The sequence below is a fragment of the Photorhabdus caribbeanensis genome (genome assembly GCF_018448885.1).
In the GTDB taxonomy this organism is placed as follows: Bacteria; Pseudomonadota; Gammaproteobacteria; order Enterobacterales; family Enterobacteriaceae; genus Photorhabdus; species Photorhabdus caribbeanensis.
The window spans coordinates 262,613-279,350 of record NZ_RCWB01000001.1; the positions used below are offsets into that span (position 1 = coordinate 262,613).

Below are 16,738 nucleotides of genomic sequence, written 5' to 3' on the forward strand. Positions count from 1 at the left end.
TAACGTTGATTTAACTGATATCAGCGTTAATGATTGCAAATTAATGGCCGAATACGGGTATCACGATTAATCATTGATAATACTTGGCTTACCACCTCATCCGCCGAAATGTATTCCTGGTCCGACAGAATGGGGTTGATGAGTAAGCGCGATAATCGGGTAAGTAACAGATCGGAGTAAAGAATCCCATTATGGATATCAATATGATGAGAAGTGACAATATGCCGATTGCCATTATCGGTATGGGTTGCCGTTTTCCGGGGGGCGTTAGCTCTCCAGAGGAATTTTGGCAACTGTTGTGTGGTTCAAGTGACGCGATTACCCCAGTACCGCCCGAACGTTGGTCAACTCAGGTTTATTATTCTCGGGATCGCAATCTACCAGGTCGAATGGTGGCGCGAGAAGGCGGATTTATCACTGATATAGCCGGCTTTGATGCCGCGGCGTTTAATATCAGTAGTACAGAAGCGCCTTTTATTGATCCACAACATCGTCTGATGTTGCAGGTGACATGGGAAGCGCTGGAGCGTGCAAGAATACCACCAAAATCGTTGGCGGGTCAGGCAGTTGGTGTCTATATTGGTGCTTTCACTCATGATTATTTGCACCTGCAATTTACTGATTTGCGTCAGATAACGGGTTATACCTCAACCGGCACAATGGGAACCATGCTGTCAAACCGTATTTCCCATGCGTTTGATTTTCAAGGGCCATCTTTGACCATCGATAGCGCCTGTTCATCGTCCTTATTAGCGGTACATTTGGCTTGTGACAGCTTGCGGCGGGGAGAGTCACAATTGGCGCTGGCAGGCGGCAGTCAGTTAATGCTGATCCCTGATTTTTCGATAGTGGAAAGCCGTACTGGTTTTCTGTCACTTACCAACCGTTGTCGCAGTTTTTCAGCTAACGCTGATGGTTATGTGCGTAGTGAAGGAGTGGGCGCTGTTTTGCTGAAACCCTTGGGTGCGGCTTTACAGGATGGCGATCCCGTCTTGGCCGTGATCCACGGTTCGGCCGCAAATCAGGATGGCCGTACTCCCACGATGACCCAACCAAGTGGCGTGGCACAGCAGCGGGTGATTCGGGCAGCTTGTGCTCAAGCCGGAATTTCGCCAGAAGAGATTGATTATATTGAGGCTCATGGTACTGGAACGGCGATCGGCGATCCGATAGAAGCAGAAGCTTTGGGGCTGGTATGCCGTCCAGAACCGACAGATCGCCCATTACTGATCGGTGCGTGTAAATCCGTGATTGGTCATACAGAAGCTGCGGCGGGCATTGCTGGATTGATTAAAGCGGTATTGTGTTTACAACGAAGGCAAGTGCCGGGCAATTTACATGCAGATCCGCCTAATCCCTATATCCGTTTCGCGGAATTAGGATTGCAAGTTCCGCGGCAGTTAACGTCATTGCCCGAAGGTAGAGTTGTCGCGGGAGTGAATTCTTTTGGTTTTGGCGGGACGAATGTCCATGTGGTATTGAGCAATCATGCGGCTTCTTCCGTACAACTTCGCGAAGCCGAAGGGCAGGCATTCATGTTGCCATTGTCTGCCCAGTCTGAGTTTTCCCTGAAACAACAAGCACAGCGTATTGCCGATTTACTACAGCAGCAGCCAGAGATTGCCCTTGATGATCTATGTTACAGTTTAGCGATGACTCGTCACCGTTTCCCGCTGCGTAAAGCCATAATATTTAGTGACCGAAAGCAGTTGCAACAACAGTTAACTCATCTGAGTCTGTCGCCGAAGCATAATAATAGAAAGGTAGATCACCTGGCTTGGGTGTTTCCTGGCGTTGGCGGTGAAGGGTGGCAGGAGGTGGCCGCCTGGTTTCAGCCATTTCCTGCATTTGCTGAGCAATTCAGGCGTTGCGAAGCCATTTGGGCTGAGTTTTCTGCGCCGTCTCTACGTGCTGCATTACTGGTTACTGACGATTTAATGGCGCCGCCGGTGCAGTTTGCGGTACAAATATCTATGGTCGCTCAGTTGCAGCAGTGGGGGCTTAGACCAGCGGCATTGCTTGGTCATAGTACCGGCGAGATGGCGGCTTGCTATCTGGCAGGGATTTATGATCTGACTCAGGCATTGACACTTTTATATCATCGTTATTATCGCTATCGCTATCGCGATCTGCAAAGCGTGTTGGATCAGCAGGGAGGATTGTTGATGGTAGCGGCTGCGGTGGAACAGATTCAGCCCTATTTGTCTACCTATGACGTTGATCCCGCTGTAGTGATTGCAGGAAGAAATAGCGCCAATAGTTGTCTGTTATCTGGCCCGGTAAGCGGATTAACTGCCATTTCCCATCGTTTAAAACATCATCGTATTGCTAGCAGTCGCATTAACTATGGTATTGCAGCCCATTCCCCATTGCTGGAACCACTACGGGAAGGGTTAATTGCCGATGCTGCGACGATTCCGGCCTCAAAACCCTTATTGCCCGTGTTCTCATCAGTCACAGGGAAGGAAATTAATGATAAGTTGGGCCCTGAGCATTGGGCTGACAATATGATCGAACCCTTCCGTTTTGATAATGCGATGGAAAATATGCTGAAAGCAGGTTTCCACCATTTCCTTGAAATTTCACCCACATCCCTGTTGAGCGGTGGATTGCAGGATTGGAGTAAACCTTATTGCGGCCAGGTGTTTGCTTGTCGAACAGGGCAGAACTGGTTACAGTTATTGGGCCAATTATTTGAAGCTGGTATTGAACCTGATTGGCGGACTATCACGCCTACGGCTCATTTAATCGATCTGCCAACATATCCCTGGCATCAGCAATCTTATTGGCATGAACCGAAAATCAGCCGTCGCCATCGGCTGCGCAAGTTGAGCGGTGTGCTATTGGGCGAAGCACAGCCTGGTAGTGAGAGTTGGCAGGCTGAATTGGTTGTTGAGCAGGTGCCTTGGTTGCTCGATCATGTCGTTATGGGAAATGCGATGTTCCCTGCCGCGGGCTATATTGAAATCATGTTAACGGCGGCGGGTATCTGCTTTCCAGGTGTTGGATTGGCGCTGAATAATATTGTGTTGCAATCGGCTTTACTGCTGGAACCCGGCATGGAGTTCAGACTAAAAACCCGCTTGGATCGTCAGCGCATGGAAGTGCAGGTATACACTGCCAGTAATCTGGATGAAGATACTCAATACCAATTTGCCGCCAGTGCACAAGTGAACATTGTCGTGCCGGGCGCGACTGTCTGTGTTATCCCATCATCAGTTGTAAATGATCGCTATCTTGGTACGCAGAATCAGGAGGAGCTGTATCAGAAAGAATTGTATCAGGCGTTTCAACACCTGCATTTTAGTTACAGCGGGGTATTCCGTACTTTGCGCCAGGCGATTATCGGTGAAAAGGAGACGATCTGTGAGATTGAGTTGCCACCTATACCAGAGGGAATGCATTTCCACCCGGCGGCTTTGGATGGCATTTTCCAGTCTCTGCTGGCGATTCAGTCTGTTGGCGTTAATGCTCCAATCCCTGCTAGCGATTTCCGTATTCCGGTAACTATTCGACATCTGCGCATTAGCGGTAAACTATCAGGTCGAGTAAGAGCCCATGCTCGAATGACTGAGCAGACACAACAACAGTGGCTTGGTGATATCGATGTATGTACTGACCGCGGCATACTGGTTTGCCAAATCAAAGGGTTTTGCGTTCAGCTTGTCAGTAACAGGAGAAGCGATTTATTGCCAGTACCTCACAATCTGGTGATAGGTCAGCTTCTGTGGCGTGAAGTGCCTTCTTGTCCATCGATAGCGCCTTTGGCGCCATGTTTAGCACGATGGGCTATTCTTGGCGATGAAACTGTGTTGGCAGAGGAATTGGCGAGTGAATTGCAACGGCGTGGTGGATATGCCTACCTACGTTCCGGCCTGCCTGACAGTGAGCAGAAAGTTCAGGAGTTGGTTGCTACTCTTCCTTCTGAGGTTGAAAGGATACTGATCCTCTGGCCGTTACATAATCCACGCAAGACTTATCATGTTTTGATCCATTTGTGTGCAGCACTGGCAGAACGGGCGGTGAAACCACGCTTGTGGGTCATGACTCGATATGCTCATCGGGTGACTGAACAAGATCGGCCTGATCCGTTTGCTGCGGCATTATGGGGAATGATGCGGGTTATTGGTCAACAGGAAGCAACTTCACTCTGGGGAGGGTTGTTAGATATTGACAGTACGACTGCGCCAGCCCAGTGGTGGAACGCATTATTAACCGATGATGGTGAGGATCAATTAGCTCTGCGTTGTGATCAACGTTATGCACTACGTCTTGTGCCATTGCCAGAAATGCCGCCATTGTTGCCATTGGTGCATTTTCGTCCAGACGGCAGCTATTTGCTGACGGGAGCTTTCGGGGGAATGGGACGTCAGTTGATTTCCTGGATGGTGGAGCATGGTGCTCGTCATTTGTTGTTGATCGGCCGTTGTCATACTCTTGATCCGGATGATCAGATGTTACTGGAAATGCTACGTCAACAGGGGATTGAAGCAGAATATCTGCCGGTTGATCTGGGTGATGTGAAAATGACTAATAATTGTCTGGCTCAGTATCGGCAACGGGCCAGTCAGCCGTTACGAGGCGTAATTCATTGTGCTGCGCATGTTGAAGCGCAAGGATATCGTGAACTGAGTACTCAGGCTTTCGATAGAGTATTTGCCGCTAAAGCACTTTCTGCTTGGACACTGCATCAAGCATTAGCTGATGCGCCGTTAGAGCATTTCGTCATGTTTTCCTCAATAAGCTCATTATTGTCTCTGCCGGGGATGGCATCTTATGCAGCAGCGAATGCCATGCTGGACAGCTTGGCCTATTTGCGGCGTCAGCAAGGTTTACCTGCGTTGAGCCTGAACTGGGGGCCGTGGAAAGCAGGCATCGCTTTACGAGATAGTCGCATGCTTCCGGTGTCCAAAGACAATGGGCTGCCGCTATTTACCTTAGAGGAGGGATTAGCCACGTTAGAGCGTCTGTTTGCCCGCATTGAGCCGCAACTGGTGCCATTCTTGGCTGATTGGTCAGTGTTACTCTCTGGCCCAATGCGCCATCTGGCATTATTTCGTGATATTCAGCAGGAAAGTGCAGCTCAGGCTTTACCAGTAGACACGGTGCTTGAGGTCAATAACTTGAGTGATGTTGTCAGTCTGTTACAGGCTTTCTGCGGTGAAATTGTTGGGACGAAAGCTGAGGTTTTTCATCCGGATCAACCACTGATTGATAATGGTATTGATTCGCTGAATGGGTTGATGTTGGTGCAAAAAATTAACAAACAGTTACGTGTGGATATCCCATTGGAATTGCTGTTGAACAATAAGCCACTGTCGGAACTTGCGTCGTTAATTACGTATCGATTGCAAGTGAAGTTAATTGCGAAGTAGGAATAACCTGAGTGAACTGTTCCAAAGTATTTTCTGAAAGCCCGATAGGGCTTTCAGGTTATTAGCTTTTTAACTCCTCGACTATCACTGCCGAGTTTTCACCAATGATAAAATAGGTAAAAACTTTAACCATCAAAGGTAAAAGCAATGATTAAGGATTTTTTGCAGCGATGAAAAATCCGATGTCATACTGATATTAGAAGAGAAAACATCAGGGAAAATGGGTTTTACATGATGGAATTATTTACAACGTCTTATTTTTAAATGGGTTTTTCAACAACCTGATGTACAGGCTCGTTACACTGTATCAGGATAATTATTACTCCGGTTCTATTATTCTGGTTGACTACTTATTTCATTATAGCTATTTTATTTGCCTTTTAATTGGTGATTTAAAAATTTCCTTATAAAATTAATCAACTTAAAAGTTGAAGGTTGTCCGTAAAAAATCCTCTTTACAAAAAGAAGAATTATTTTCTATTCTTAATTAAACTTGCGTTCATAATTTCATTGTTTAATATTATTTGTGAGTTTCTATTCTTGTTGTGATTTTTGAAAAACACAATCATGCTTATTGTTTTATTTGTATTTTATAATAATACCTCATGATATAAGTATAAAGTTGAAATTTTTAATTAGTATCTATTAAAAGGTAGTGATATATCACAGAAATATTCGCCATAATTAATGGAAAAAGTGGGAAATTACATTAATATTTTAAATTGTGTAATTTCAATATCGTATTTAATTGTCTTCTGTAAAGTGAATAAATATTTACCTAATTAATTCTCGTCGGAATTGTTTTTCTGGTCTGCCTGTTGTTGATGTGGCTATATCCTTTGTCAGAAAAGATCGATGTTTTCGCTATAGCTAATCTGGTGATTAATCAGGGGCAACATTCTGACTATTAGCCATTTAGTGACATAACCGGTAGTGATAGTAGTAGAGATTTGGGAACTTGGTCAGATGGATAATTGGTATATGAAGTTATTCTAAATGTATAAATTTAAACTTAGGAGAGTTTTCATGGAAAAAATAAGAACGGTTGCTGAAACGTTGGCAATATTACATCAATATCACCATCCGTTTGGTCTGGAACGACAGCCAAAGCAACTTAAGACCGCCGACTTTGACGGGCCGGTAATATTTTCTAACGATCTGGAAACGGCTACTGTGCCGCCTGCATTTTTTACAGTGCAAACGATACAAGAGCTGAAGGCGTTCAACGGTGTGCCTGACAGTCGATATGGCCCTGGAAAAATAGAATCCCATTATCCGTTGCCTGAACCGTTCTCTGCTGAACGACTGGCAAACGTCTCTGGTCATCATATTGATTTGCGTAAAGCCTTTCGCGCCTATATCTATGGTGATTCTGCTTTGGTTAAAGATTATGAAGAAATCCTTAATGCTAAGTATTTTCCGATGAAAGTTGCGTTCTACAATGGTGAAGAGCTCACTGTTGCCGCAAATAATCCATTGATTATTAAAGATAAAGAGCATTGTGGCGAACTGGTTGTCTTGGTGTACAACAAGATAACCATTGAACCAGAAGGCAAAGTGATTTGCTACACCAATGGCAGGATTGAAGCGGATGTCATTCAAGGACAGGGAGGCAGGCCACTGCGCTTAGTCAGTAAAGGGAAAGATGGAGAAATTGGTGCTCCTGGTGCAACTGGAAGTAGCGGATCGAATGGCGTTGATGGTTTACCTGGTCGTAAGAAAAAAGATACCTGCGTAACTCCCCCTACATCGGGTACCAGTGGAACTAAAGGTTCTCCGGGAGCGAAAGGATCGGATGGAGAATCAGGTGGAGTGGCGGAGAAATTGAATGTTTCAACTACTCTCCTGGATGGGATTGTATATTTGGCGTCTGAAGGAGGGGCTGGGGGAAATGGCGGATCTGGTGGTGATGGCGGCGGTGGAGGGAACGGTGGAGATGGAGGCTTTTGTTATAATGGTACCGATGGGGATTGTTCTGGTGGTCATAGTTACGTTACTACGGCCACACGGTATCTTTCTGGGCATGGAGGGGATGGCGCAGATGGAGGGGAGGGTGGGAATGGAGGTAATGGGGGGAATGGTGGAGATGGGGGTGACATAGAGTGTAACTATTCTACTGGTAATCCAAACATGAGTTATTGGTCATCAGCAGGTTTGCCAGGGGATGGTGGTAGAGCGGGAAATGGAGGGAAAGGCGGTGACGGTGGTTCTGCGTGGTGTAATATCGAGGATAGAATTAGAAACTTAAGTTGTTCAGGAATTCCTGGTAAAAAGGGGATTAATGGAAAGTCAGGGGGGCCAGGGATGCAAGGAAAGGGGGGACAGATATATATCAATGGTAAATTGCGTTGAACGTTCTGTTTCCTAAATACAAATTATTTGGAAATGAGTGAGCTTGGGTTTTCTCCTGCATAGCATTAGTTTATTAGATATGGGTGATATACCCGTTATCTTTCAAGTTGCTTCTTTGTTGGCTGCACTTGCTCACTCCGGTAACATAGTTACTATGCTCCCGGGGATTCACTCCCTTGCCGTCGCGATCCATCTTGAAATCCATAGGGTATATTTAAACTTGTTTTACTTAGACATTAGAGAAAACTTATTAGCCAACAATACGCTATCTGAAATTTTCGATGATGCGAAAACACCCTGTTTTTTAAATGGGTTTGTCAGTAACCTGATGTGTAGCCATTTCCAATGGCTACACTGTATCAGATAATTATTGCTTCGAATCTATTGCTGATTCAGTAGGGCGATTTTATTAACCTCTTTGTTGGTCATTTAGGCGTTTCTTTGTAAAATGAGTTTATTTAAAGGTTGAATTTTATCCGTGAAATAATCTTCCTCTTATATAGAAGAATTATTTTCTATCTTTAATTTAAATAATATTCATAATTTCATTATTCAGTAATATCTGTAGGTTTCTATTTTGTTGTTATTTTTTAAAATTAAAATAATAATGATTATTATTTTCTAATAATACAATGAGATAAATATAGAATTGAAGTTTTTAATTAGTATCTGTTGAAAAGTAGTGATGTATCACAGAAATATTCTCCATAATTAATGGAAAAAGTGGAGGTTTATATTAATACTTTAAATTGTGCAATTTAAATATTGCATCTAATTGCTTTCTATAAAATAAATACTTGCCTGATTAATTTTCATCGGAATTGTTTTTTTCTGGCCTGCCTGTTGTTGAGGTGTCTATATTCTTTATTTTTTGCCAGAAAAAATCGATGTTTTCGCTCTGGCTAATCTGGTGATTAGCCAGGGGCAAAATTCTGACTATTAGCTATTTAGTGACATAACCGGTAGTGATAGCTGTAGAGACTCTGGAACTTGGTTAGATGGATAATTGATATATGAAGTTATTCTAAATGTATAAATTTAAACTTAGGAGAATTTTCATGGAAAAAATAAGAACGGTTGCTGAGACGTTGGCAATATTACATCAATATCATCATCCGTTTGGTCTGGAACGACAGCCAAAGCAACTTAAGACTGCCGACTTTGACGGGCCGGTAATATTTTCTAACGATCTGGAAACGGCTACTGTGCCGCCTGCATTTTTTACAGTGCAAACGATACAAGAGCTGAAGGCGCTCAACGGCGTGCCTGACAGTCAGTATAGATCTGGAAAAATGGAATCCCATCATCCGTTGCCTGAACCGTTTTCTGCTGAACGGCTGGCAAATGTCTCAGGTGATCATATTGATTTATGCAAAGCCTTTCGTGCCTATATCTATGGTGATTCTGCTTTGGTCAAAGATTATGAAAAAATGCTAAATGCTAAGCGTTTTCCGATGCAAGTTGCACTCTACAGTGGCGACGAGATCACTATAAGTAAAGATAATCCGTTGATTATCAGAGATAAAGATCACCGTGGCGAACCGGTTATCTTGGTGTACAACCAGATAACTATTGAACCGGAAGGCAAAGTGATTTGCTACACCAATGGCAGGATTGAAGCGAATGTCATTCAAGGTAACTCATATTACTTTACCAATACAGGGGACGATGGAAAACATGGTGCTGCTGGTACAAATGGAAACAGTGGAGCTGATGGCGCTAAGGGTAATCCTGGTATTCAGAATAAACATGAGTGTACAACGGACGCTGCGTCAGGCTCTGATGGAACTAACGGTTCTTCGGGAGCGCGGGGAGCAAATGGTGAGCCTGGTAAAGCGGGAGATAAACTAACTATCGCATGCCCTTATGTGAGAGGTACAGTAAATTTGTGGTCGGCGGGAGGTAACGGAGGTAATGGTGGTGATGGCGGTCATGGAGGTAATGGTGGTAAGGGGGGAGATGGGGGTTATGGTAGTGTTGATAAGGCTGTTGGTGATCAGAATGATTATAATACTACTACCTCTCTGTGTAAGTCTGGGAACGGAGGGAAAGGAGGAGATGGGGGCGATGGAGGGGATGGGGGTAATGGAGGTTGTAGTGGGGATGGGGGGAACATCTATTTTAACTATTCCGAAGGCAATCCGCTCATTAAATGTTTAGCATCACCAGGTATTGCGGGAGCGGGCGGTAATCCGGGAATGAGAGGGAAAGGTGGTGATGGTGGCTCTACATTGACTAACTCTGGGGGTGGAGGTACAACGTCGAGTATTACCGGAGAATTTGGTCAAGCGGGTACTGATGGAAAGCGGGGAGAGCCAGGAGAGCAAACAGGAAATGTAGGGCAGATATATGTTAACGGTAAATTGCAAGATAGCCATTAAAGAAGGTTTATTTCCGTTTCCTAAACACAAACTGTTTGGAAATGAGTGAGCCAGGATTTTTGCCTGTATCGGATTAGTTTATTGGATATGGTGATATTTAAACTTGTTTTACTTGATGTGTAGCCATTTCCAATGGCTGCACTGTATCAGATAATTATTGTTTCGAATCTATTGCTGATTCAGTGGGGCGATTTTATTGACCTTTTTGTTGGTCATTTAGATGTTTATTTGTGAAATGAGTTTATTTAAAGATTGAATTTCATCCATGAAATCATTTTCTTCTTGTATAGAATAATTATTTTCTATCTTTAATTTAAATAATATTCATAATTTCATTATTCAGTAATATCTGTAGGTTTCTATTTTGTTGTTATTTTTTAAAATTAAAATAATAATGATTATTATTTTCTAATAATACAATGAGATAAATAGCTTTTCATAATTCTGCTACACATGACTCTCTTCAACCCATTGTTATATATGGGATTATGAGTGATATAAGATGTGGCGCTATTTTAGAATCTTATTTATAGAATTGAAGTTTTTAATTAGCATCTGTTGAAAAGTAGTGATGTATCACAGAAATGTTTTCCATAATTAATGGAAAAAGTGGAGGTTTATATTAATATTTTAAATTGTGTAATTTAAATATTAAATTTAATTGTTTTCTGTAAAGTAAATAAATACTTGCCTGATTAATTTTCATCGAAATTATTTTTCTGGCCTGCCTGTTGTTGAGGTGTCTATATTCTTTATTTTTTGCCAGAAAAATTTGATGTTTTCGCTCTGGCTAATCTGGTGATGAGTCAGGGGCAACATTCTGACTATTAGCCATTTATAGTGACATAACCGATAGTGATAGTAGTAGGGACTTTTCAACTTGGTTAGATGGATAATTAATATATGAAGTTATTCTAAATGTATAAATTTAAACTTAGGAGAATTCTCATGGATAAAATAAGAACGGTTGCTGAGACGTTGGCAATATTACATCAATATCATCACCCGTTTGGCTTGGAGCGACAGCCAAAGCAACTTAAGACCTCTGACTTTGACGGGTCGGTAATATTCTCTAACGATCTGAAAACGGCTACTGTGCCGCCTGCATTTTTTACAGTACAAACGATACAAGAGCTAAAAGCACTCAATGGCGTGCCTGACAGTCAGTATAGCTCTGGAAAAATGGAATCCCATCATCCGTTACCTGAACCGTTTTCTGCTGAACGGCTGGCAAACGTCCCGGCTAATCATATTGATTTGTGTAAGGCATTTAGTGCTTATATCTATGGTGATTCTGCTTTGGTCAAAGATTATGAAGAAATGCTCAATGCTAAGCGTTTTCCGATGAAAGTTGCGCTCTACAGTGGCGACGAGATTACTATAAGTAAAGATAATCCTTTGATTATTAAAGATAAAGATGACTGTGGCGAACCGGTTGTCTTAGTGTACAACAAGATAACTATTGAACCGGAAGGCAAAGTAATTTGCTACACCAATGGCAGGATTGAAGCAAATGTTATTCAAGGTAGCTCATATGACCTTACCAGTAGAGGGAAAGATGGAAAAGATGGTGCTGTTGGTACAAATGGAAACAGTGGCGCTGATGGCTCTAAGGGTACTCCCGGGCTTCAGGATAAGCATAAGTGTATAACGAACCCTTCGCCAGGTTTTGATGGAACTTATGGTTCTTCGGGAGGGCGGGGAACGAATGGCGAATCTGCTAAGGCGGGGGATAAACTAACTATTGCGTGTCCTTATGTGAGAGGAACAGTAAATTTGTGGTCGGCGGGTGGTAATGGAGGTAATGGTGGTGATGGCGGTCATGGAGGTGATGGTGGTAAGGGGGGAGATGGGGGTTATGGCAGTTTCTTTGAGGTTATTGACTCTAATCATCGTCATATTACTACTAACTCACTGTGTCAGCAGTCTGGGCTTGGAGGGAACGGAGGAAATGGAGGCGATGGAGGAGATGGAGGTAATGGAGGTCATAGTGGGGATGGGGGAGACATATATTTTAGCTATTCCGAAGGCGATCCGCGCATCAATTGTGGGGCATTCCAAGGTTTTGCGGGAGCGGGTGGTAGGCCGGGATGGAGAGGGAAAGGCGGTGATGGTGGTTCTACATTAACTAATACTGGGAATGGAGGTACAACGTCGAATATTACCGGAAAGTTCGGTCAAGCGGGCATTGATGGAAAGTCGGGGGAGCCAGGAGAGCGAATAGGAAATGCGGGGCGGATATATGTCAACGGCAAATTGCAAAACTGATTGCGATAAAGAAAGTTCGTTTCCGTTTCCTAAATACAAACTGTTTGGAAATGAGGGAGCTAGAGTTTTCGCCTGTATCGCATTAGCTTATTAGGGATAGCGAGGTTGACTACTATACCCGTCATCTTTCAAGTTGCCTCTTTGTTGGCTGCACTCTCTCACCCCGGTCACATATTGAGGTGAATAATTTGGATGATGTTGTCAGAGTGTTAAGTTGGTGTTGGAACGTGCATTGTTGATTACCTGTCTAGTGTTAAAACGACCGTAGTTTGTAGTTAATTCAGTGCACCATGTGGTTAATGTGTGCACTGAATTCTGAACGCTCTCAAATTTTTGAGAAAAGTTACTTCAACCAACCTTTCTTCTGTGCGCTTTCCAGTTGTGGCAGCAGATATTGCCATAATTCGGGATAGACATCGGCAATGAATTTATTGCGGTTAATCACCTGCTCAAAACGAATACCATCTTCTACCCAACTCTGCCCTTTATTATACAGATTCATCAGCATCGGCATTAGTCTATCCAGTGTAAGAGCAAAACGGGCGTCTTGGCTTTCTCCTGCTTCATACTCTTGCCAAAGTGACATAAAATGGCTTTTCTGTGGCTCGGGGAGTAAACCAAAAAGACGATTGGCGGCTTTGATTTCCTGTTCATGAATGGCTGCACGGGCTGCTAAATCGTAAACCATCACATCACCCGCATCAATTTCTACAATATCGTGAATTAATGCCATTTGAATAACACGCTGGATATCGACTTCTTTTACATAGGGAGCAAAACTCATTGCGGCGATAGCAAAATGCCAACTATGCTCGGCTGAATTTTCCCGGCGATGGTTATCCAGTAACTTAGTTCGCCGCTCAACTTTTTTCAGCTTGTCCAATTCCATCAAAAAACCGATGACATTCGTAAAAGGGCCAAAGTCAACGGCAGGTACTGCTAACGACATATAAACCTCATTAATTATTTTTCTTCATCGAGAGAATAAGGCAGAGGCTGAATGGCGAGTGAATGCCCTTCATCGTCACGGACACGGAATACACTATGGCTTTCCATATTATTATTCATGACGACTTGTACCCAGACACTATTATCATTCAGCCTAACGGCAGCCAAAACGGTGCCCGTTCTCCGCCACTTATCTCCTAATTGCCATTCCAAATCATCTCCAGCCATAGGAGTTTTGGTGGCATTGCCAGCCAGCCAGTACATGGCGCGTTTATTCGCACCGCGATATTTAGCGCGGGCCACCATTTCCTGACCGGCATAACACCCTTTTTTAAAACAGATACTTCCTGCTAGTGCCTGGAGGTTAGTTGCTTGAGGAATAAATTGCGCACTATTGGCGGCATCAATGACCGGGAAGCCTGCTTCAATATCCAGAGCTAACCACTGTCCGCTGTTATTAAGTGGAGCTTGAAGTTTTTCTGTTAACTGTTCAGCGGTTGCGATGTTTGTTACCAAGAGGAAACGTTCAGACGGCAAGGTAAAATGGAGCAAAGTCGTCGTTTCATGTGCAACAACAGCGTTATCAGCATCCGGCAAAGTTGGGAAGAAATTGCTTAATGCTTCCCGGCAGTTTTTACCTGCAACGCCGAGCAGTACTGCGTTTTCATCTTGAACTAGCGTAATTTTAGAGAATACGGCATATTTTTTCAGTTCTGTAAGCTGGTTTTCCAACACACTGCGACGTTCAATATAAGCAAGGCTTTCACCATGATGGAAGAGGCGCAGATTACTCCACATTTTGCCTTTTGCATCACAATGCGCACTAAGTACATGCTGATTCGTTGCGAGTGTGGAAATATCTGCTGTAACCTGACTTTGTAGATATTTTTCTGTATCCGGTCCAGTTGCGGTTACTAGGCCCCAGTCATCCAATGATATTAGCGTCAGGGGAAGGGTTGATGAAGACAATGGAGATTGTGAAGAGAACGGAGTTTTATAAGCCATGACACATCCTGCCAGTCAGATATTTGAGCCAATGATGCATAATGGTAAAAGAGCTGAGGCACAATGCAAGTAGTTATTATTGCTATTAGCTGGCATGATGCATGAGTTGGCCGGGCGACTTAATGGCTAATGGCGTTAAAACTAACAATGAGAATTAAAAAGGGGATTTTTTGAACATGGATATTGATAATAAAGCACGTATTCATTGGGCATGTCGGCGTGGAATGCGCGAGCTGGATATTTCAATTATGCCGTTTTTTAAGTATGAATATGACTCACTCAGTAATGATGATAAACGACTTTTTATTCGCTTGCTTGAATGTGCTGATCCTGATCTCTTTAACTGGCTGATGAATCATGGACGCCCAGAGGATGAAGAGCTATTTCGCATGATTAAACTTATTCAGAATAGAAATAAAGATCGTGGTCCTGTGGAAATGTGATCTCAGGGTATCTTGGCATACCCAGTTAATTTCCACCTGTGTTCATGGTGCAATCGCACTTATCGTGCTACTTGCCCCGTGGCCTGCGGATGGCGCTATTTTCTGGATTTTCTGGCTTCCTTTAGTTCTGTTAATTATTGCCAGTTGGGGGCGTAGTCAGAAAAATATCCGTAAATCACAAGGGCTTTTAGTTCTGCTCAGTGATAATAAGTTGCAATGGAAGAAGCATGAGTGGCGAATTATCCGACGACCGTGGCCGTGTCGTTATGGCATATTAATTACGGCTCAATCTTTTTATAACCAGAAAAAAATCCGTTTATGGGTCGCATCCGATGGTATGTCACAGGATGAATGGAGGCATATTAATCAACTGTTGTTGCAATATCCTGATCTCTGATTGAGCTGAAATTTTTCTGATTTAAAGCAGAGGCTCCATTTCTTGCAGGATTTGCATACACCATTGCGATAAACGATCATCAGTTTGTTCATACTGGTTTACGTCATCTAATGCCAGCCCGACAAATTGTGAGCCATTATCCGTTAATGGTTTCGGGCTGGTAAATTCATAGCCTTCGGTTGGCCAGAAGCCAATGAAATGTACACCTGAAGGGCGTAAATGGTGATATAGCATACCGAGAGCGTCAAGAAACCAATCGCTATAATCAATTTGATCGCCCATACCATACATGGCGACAATTTTCCCCTGTAAATCGAGGGAAGGAATTTGATCCCAAATAGCCAGCCAATCTTCCTGTAATTCGCCAAAATCCCATGTCGGAATGCCAAGAATCAGTACAGAGTACTCTTCCATTAATTCCGGTATTGTCTCTTTGATATTGTGGAGATCAACTAAATCTTCACCGAGGATATCGCGAATTTTCTCTGCTACCATCTCGGTGTAGCAGGTGCTGGAGCCGTAAAAAAGACCAATTTTCATCATTAATCATTATGGTTTTTGAATATCTGGATTGGCATTGTAACAGAATAATTGCTTTTTCAGGCATAATAGCCGACAGAGATGTGCAGATTTAAGGAAAGTGTTTCGTGTCAAAACAACCAACTCAGTTGACTAATCCACTGATAGAACAATTTCTTGATGCTATCTGGTTGGAACATGATCTCGCGGAAAATACGCTTGCTTCTTACCGATTGGATTTACAAGCACTGGATAACTGGTTGATACATCATGGTCATAATTTATTATCTGTCCAGACGATAGATTTGCACTCTTTTCTGGCGGAACGCATGGATGGCGGGTATAAAGCCAGTAGCTCGGCCCGTTTACTCAGTGCCATGCGCCAGTTGTTTCTCTATTTTTATCGGGAAAAAATGCGGGAAGATGATCCGACAGCGCTTTTGTCCGCCCCGAAATTACCAAAGCGATTGCCTAAAGATTTGAGTGAAAAGCAGGTAGAGGATCTACTTAATGCACCCTGTACAGATCAACCGGTGGAGCTAAGGGATAAAGCCATGCTTGAAGTGCTTTATGCCTGTGGTTTGCGAGTATCTGAGCTAGTAGGGTTGACGCTTTCCGATGTCAGCTTGCGTCAAGGCGTGGTGAGAGTGATTGGTAAAGGGAATAAGGAGCGGTTAGTTCCTTTAGGGGAAGAGGCGATTTACTGGCTAGAGCATTATATGGAGTATGGGAGAGCCGGGTTACTGAATGGTGCAACGTTGGATGTTCTTTTTCCTAGCAAACGGGGGCGACAAATGACCCGGCAGACTTTCTGGCACCGTATTAAACATTATGCGCTGTTGGCTGGAATCGATACTGAACGGTTATCTCCTCATGTTTTGCGTCATGCATTTGCTACACATTTGCTTAATCATGGCGCTGATTTGCGAGTTGTACAGATGTTATTGGGGCATAGTGATCTATCCACAACACAAATATATACTCATGTAGCAACAGAACGGCTCAAATTGCTACATCAACAACATCATCCGCGTGGGTGAGCACGGATTT

The 16,738-nt window shown here is 43.4% G+C and carries 10 protein-coding genes; 7 read left to right on the top strand and 3 right to left on the bottom strand.

The window, feature by feature from the left end:
* The first annotated feature begins 203 nt into the window (after positions 1–203).
* The 4 genes from EAE90_RS01340 to EAE90_RS01355 all read left to right on the top strand — a co-directional run bounded on the left by EAE90_RS01340 (position 204) and on the right by EAE90_RS01355 (position 12,376).
* Entirely contained in the window at positions 204–5,375 is a 5,172-nt protein-coding gene (locus tag EAE90_RS01340; protein ID WP_214051924.1) for a type I polyketide synthase, read from the top strand.
* A 1,026-nt stretch (positions 5,376–6,401) separates the two neighbouring features.
* Complete coding sequence (locus EAE90_RS01345; RefSeq protein WP_214051925.1) at positions 6,402–7,727, top strand: hypothetical protein; 1,326 nt, start codon at positions 6,402–6,404, stop codon at positions 7,725–7,727.
* Between the two features lie 1,058 nt (positions 7,728–8,785).
* On the top strand, positions 8,786–10,108 hold the full coding sequence (locus EAE90_RS01350) for a collagen-like protein (RefSeq protein WP_214051926.1): 1,323 nt from the start codon (positions 8,786–8,788) through the stop codon (positions 10,106–10,108).
* A 948-nt stretch (positions 10,109–11,056) separates the two neighbouring features.
* Entirely contained in the window at positions 11,057–12,376 is a 1,320-nt protein-coding gene (locus tag EAE90_RS01355; protein ID WP_214051927.1) for a collagen-like protein, read from the top strand.
* Positions 12,377–12,719: 343 nt separating this feature from the next.
* Here EAE90_RS01355 and EAE90_RS01360 read toward each other — a convergent pair whose 3' ends face one another.
* The gene (locus tag EAE90_RS01360) at positions 12,720–13,325 is read right to left on the bottom strand and encodes an HD domain-containing protein (RefSeq protein WP_214051928.1); all 606 of its coding nucleotides are present in this window, start codon (positions 13,323–13,325) and stop codon (positions 12,720–12,722) included.
* Between the two features lie 14 nt (positions 13,326–13,339).
* Positions 13,340–14,329: a tRNA-modifying protein YgfZ gene (gene ygfZ / locus EAE90_RS01365; protein ID WP_214051929.1), complete on the bottom strand. Its 990-nt coding sequence runs from the start codon at positions 14,327–14,329 to the stop codon at positions 13,340–13,342.
* 176 nt (positions 14,330–14,505) lie between these two features.
* On the opposite strand from ygfZ, the gene sdhE reads away from it, so the two are divergent.
* Together sdhE and EAE90_RS01375 are read left to right on the top strand one after the other, a co-directional pair.
* The gene (gene sdhE, locus EAE90_RS01370; protein WP_166310503.1) at positions 14,506–14,772 is read left to right on the top strand and encodes an FAD assembly factor SdhE; all 267 of its coding nucleotides are present in this window, start codon (positions 14,506–14,508) and stop codon (positions 14,770–14,772) included.
* Positions 14,753–15,169 carry a protein YgfX gene (locus EAE90_RS01375; protein ID WP_214051930.1) on the top strand — a complete coding sequence of 139 codons (417 nt, stop codon included), beginning with the start codon at positions 14,753–14,755 and terminating at the stop codon, positions 15,167–15,169. Before sdhE ends, EAE90_RS01375 begins: the two co-directional genes overlap by 20 nt.
* Before the next feature lie 21 nt (positions 15,170–15,190).
* Here EAE90_RS01375 and fldB read toward each other — a convergent pair whose 3' ends face one another.
* On the bottom strand, positions 15,191–15,709 hold the full coding sequence (gene fldB / locus EAE90_RS01380) for a flavodoxin FldB (protein ID WP_214052036.1): 519 nt from the start codon (positions 15,707–15,709) through the stop codon (positions 15,191–15,193).
* Between the two features lie 107 nt (positions 15,710–15,816).
* On the opposite strand from fldB, the gene xerD reads away from it, so the two are divergent.
* Positions 15,817–16,728: a site-specific tyrosine recombinase XerD gene (gene xerD, locus EAE90_RS01385; RefSeq protein WP_044467195.1), complete on the top strand. Its 912-nt coding sequence runs from the start codon at positions 15,817–15,819 to the stop codon at positions 16,726–16,728.
* Positions 16,729–16,738: the final 10 nt, after the last annotated feature.

Excerpts from the sequence above, each read along its gene's own strand:
- EAE90_RS01340 (WP_214051924.1), top strand. The coding sequence starts at position 204 with ATGATGAGAAGTGACAATATGCCGATTGCCATTATCGGTATGGGTTGC.
- EAE90_RS01345 (WP_214051925.1), top strand. The coding sequence starts at position 6,402 with ATGGAAAAAATAAGAACGGTTGCTGAAACGTTGGCAATATTACATCAA.
- EAE90_RS01350 (WP_214051926.1), top strand. The coding sequence starts at position 8,786 with ATGGAAAAAATAAGAACGGTTGCTGAGACGTTGGCAATATTACATCAA.
- EAE90_RS01355 (WP_214051927.1), top strand. The coding sequence starts at position 11,057 with ATGGATAAAATAAGAACGGTTGCTGAGACGTTGGCAATATTACATCAA.
- EAE90_RS01360 (WP_214051928.1), bottom strand. The coding sequence starts at position 13,325 with ATGTCGTTAGCAGTACCTGCCGTTGACTTTGGCCCTTTTACGAATGTC.
- ygfZ (WP_214051929.1), bottom strand. The coding sequence starts at position 14,329 with ATGGCTTATAAAACTCCGTTCTCTTCACAATCTCCATTGTCTTCATCA.
- sdhE (WP_166310503.1), top strand. The coding sequence starts at position 14,506 with ATGGATATTGATAATAAAGCACGTATTCATTGGGCATGTCGGCGTGGA.
- fldB (WP_214052036.1), bottom strand. The coding sequence starts at position 15,709 with ATGAAAATTGGTCTTTTTTACGGCTCCAGCACCTGCTACACCGAGATG.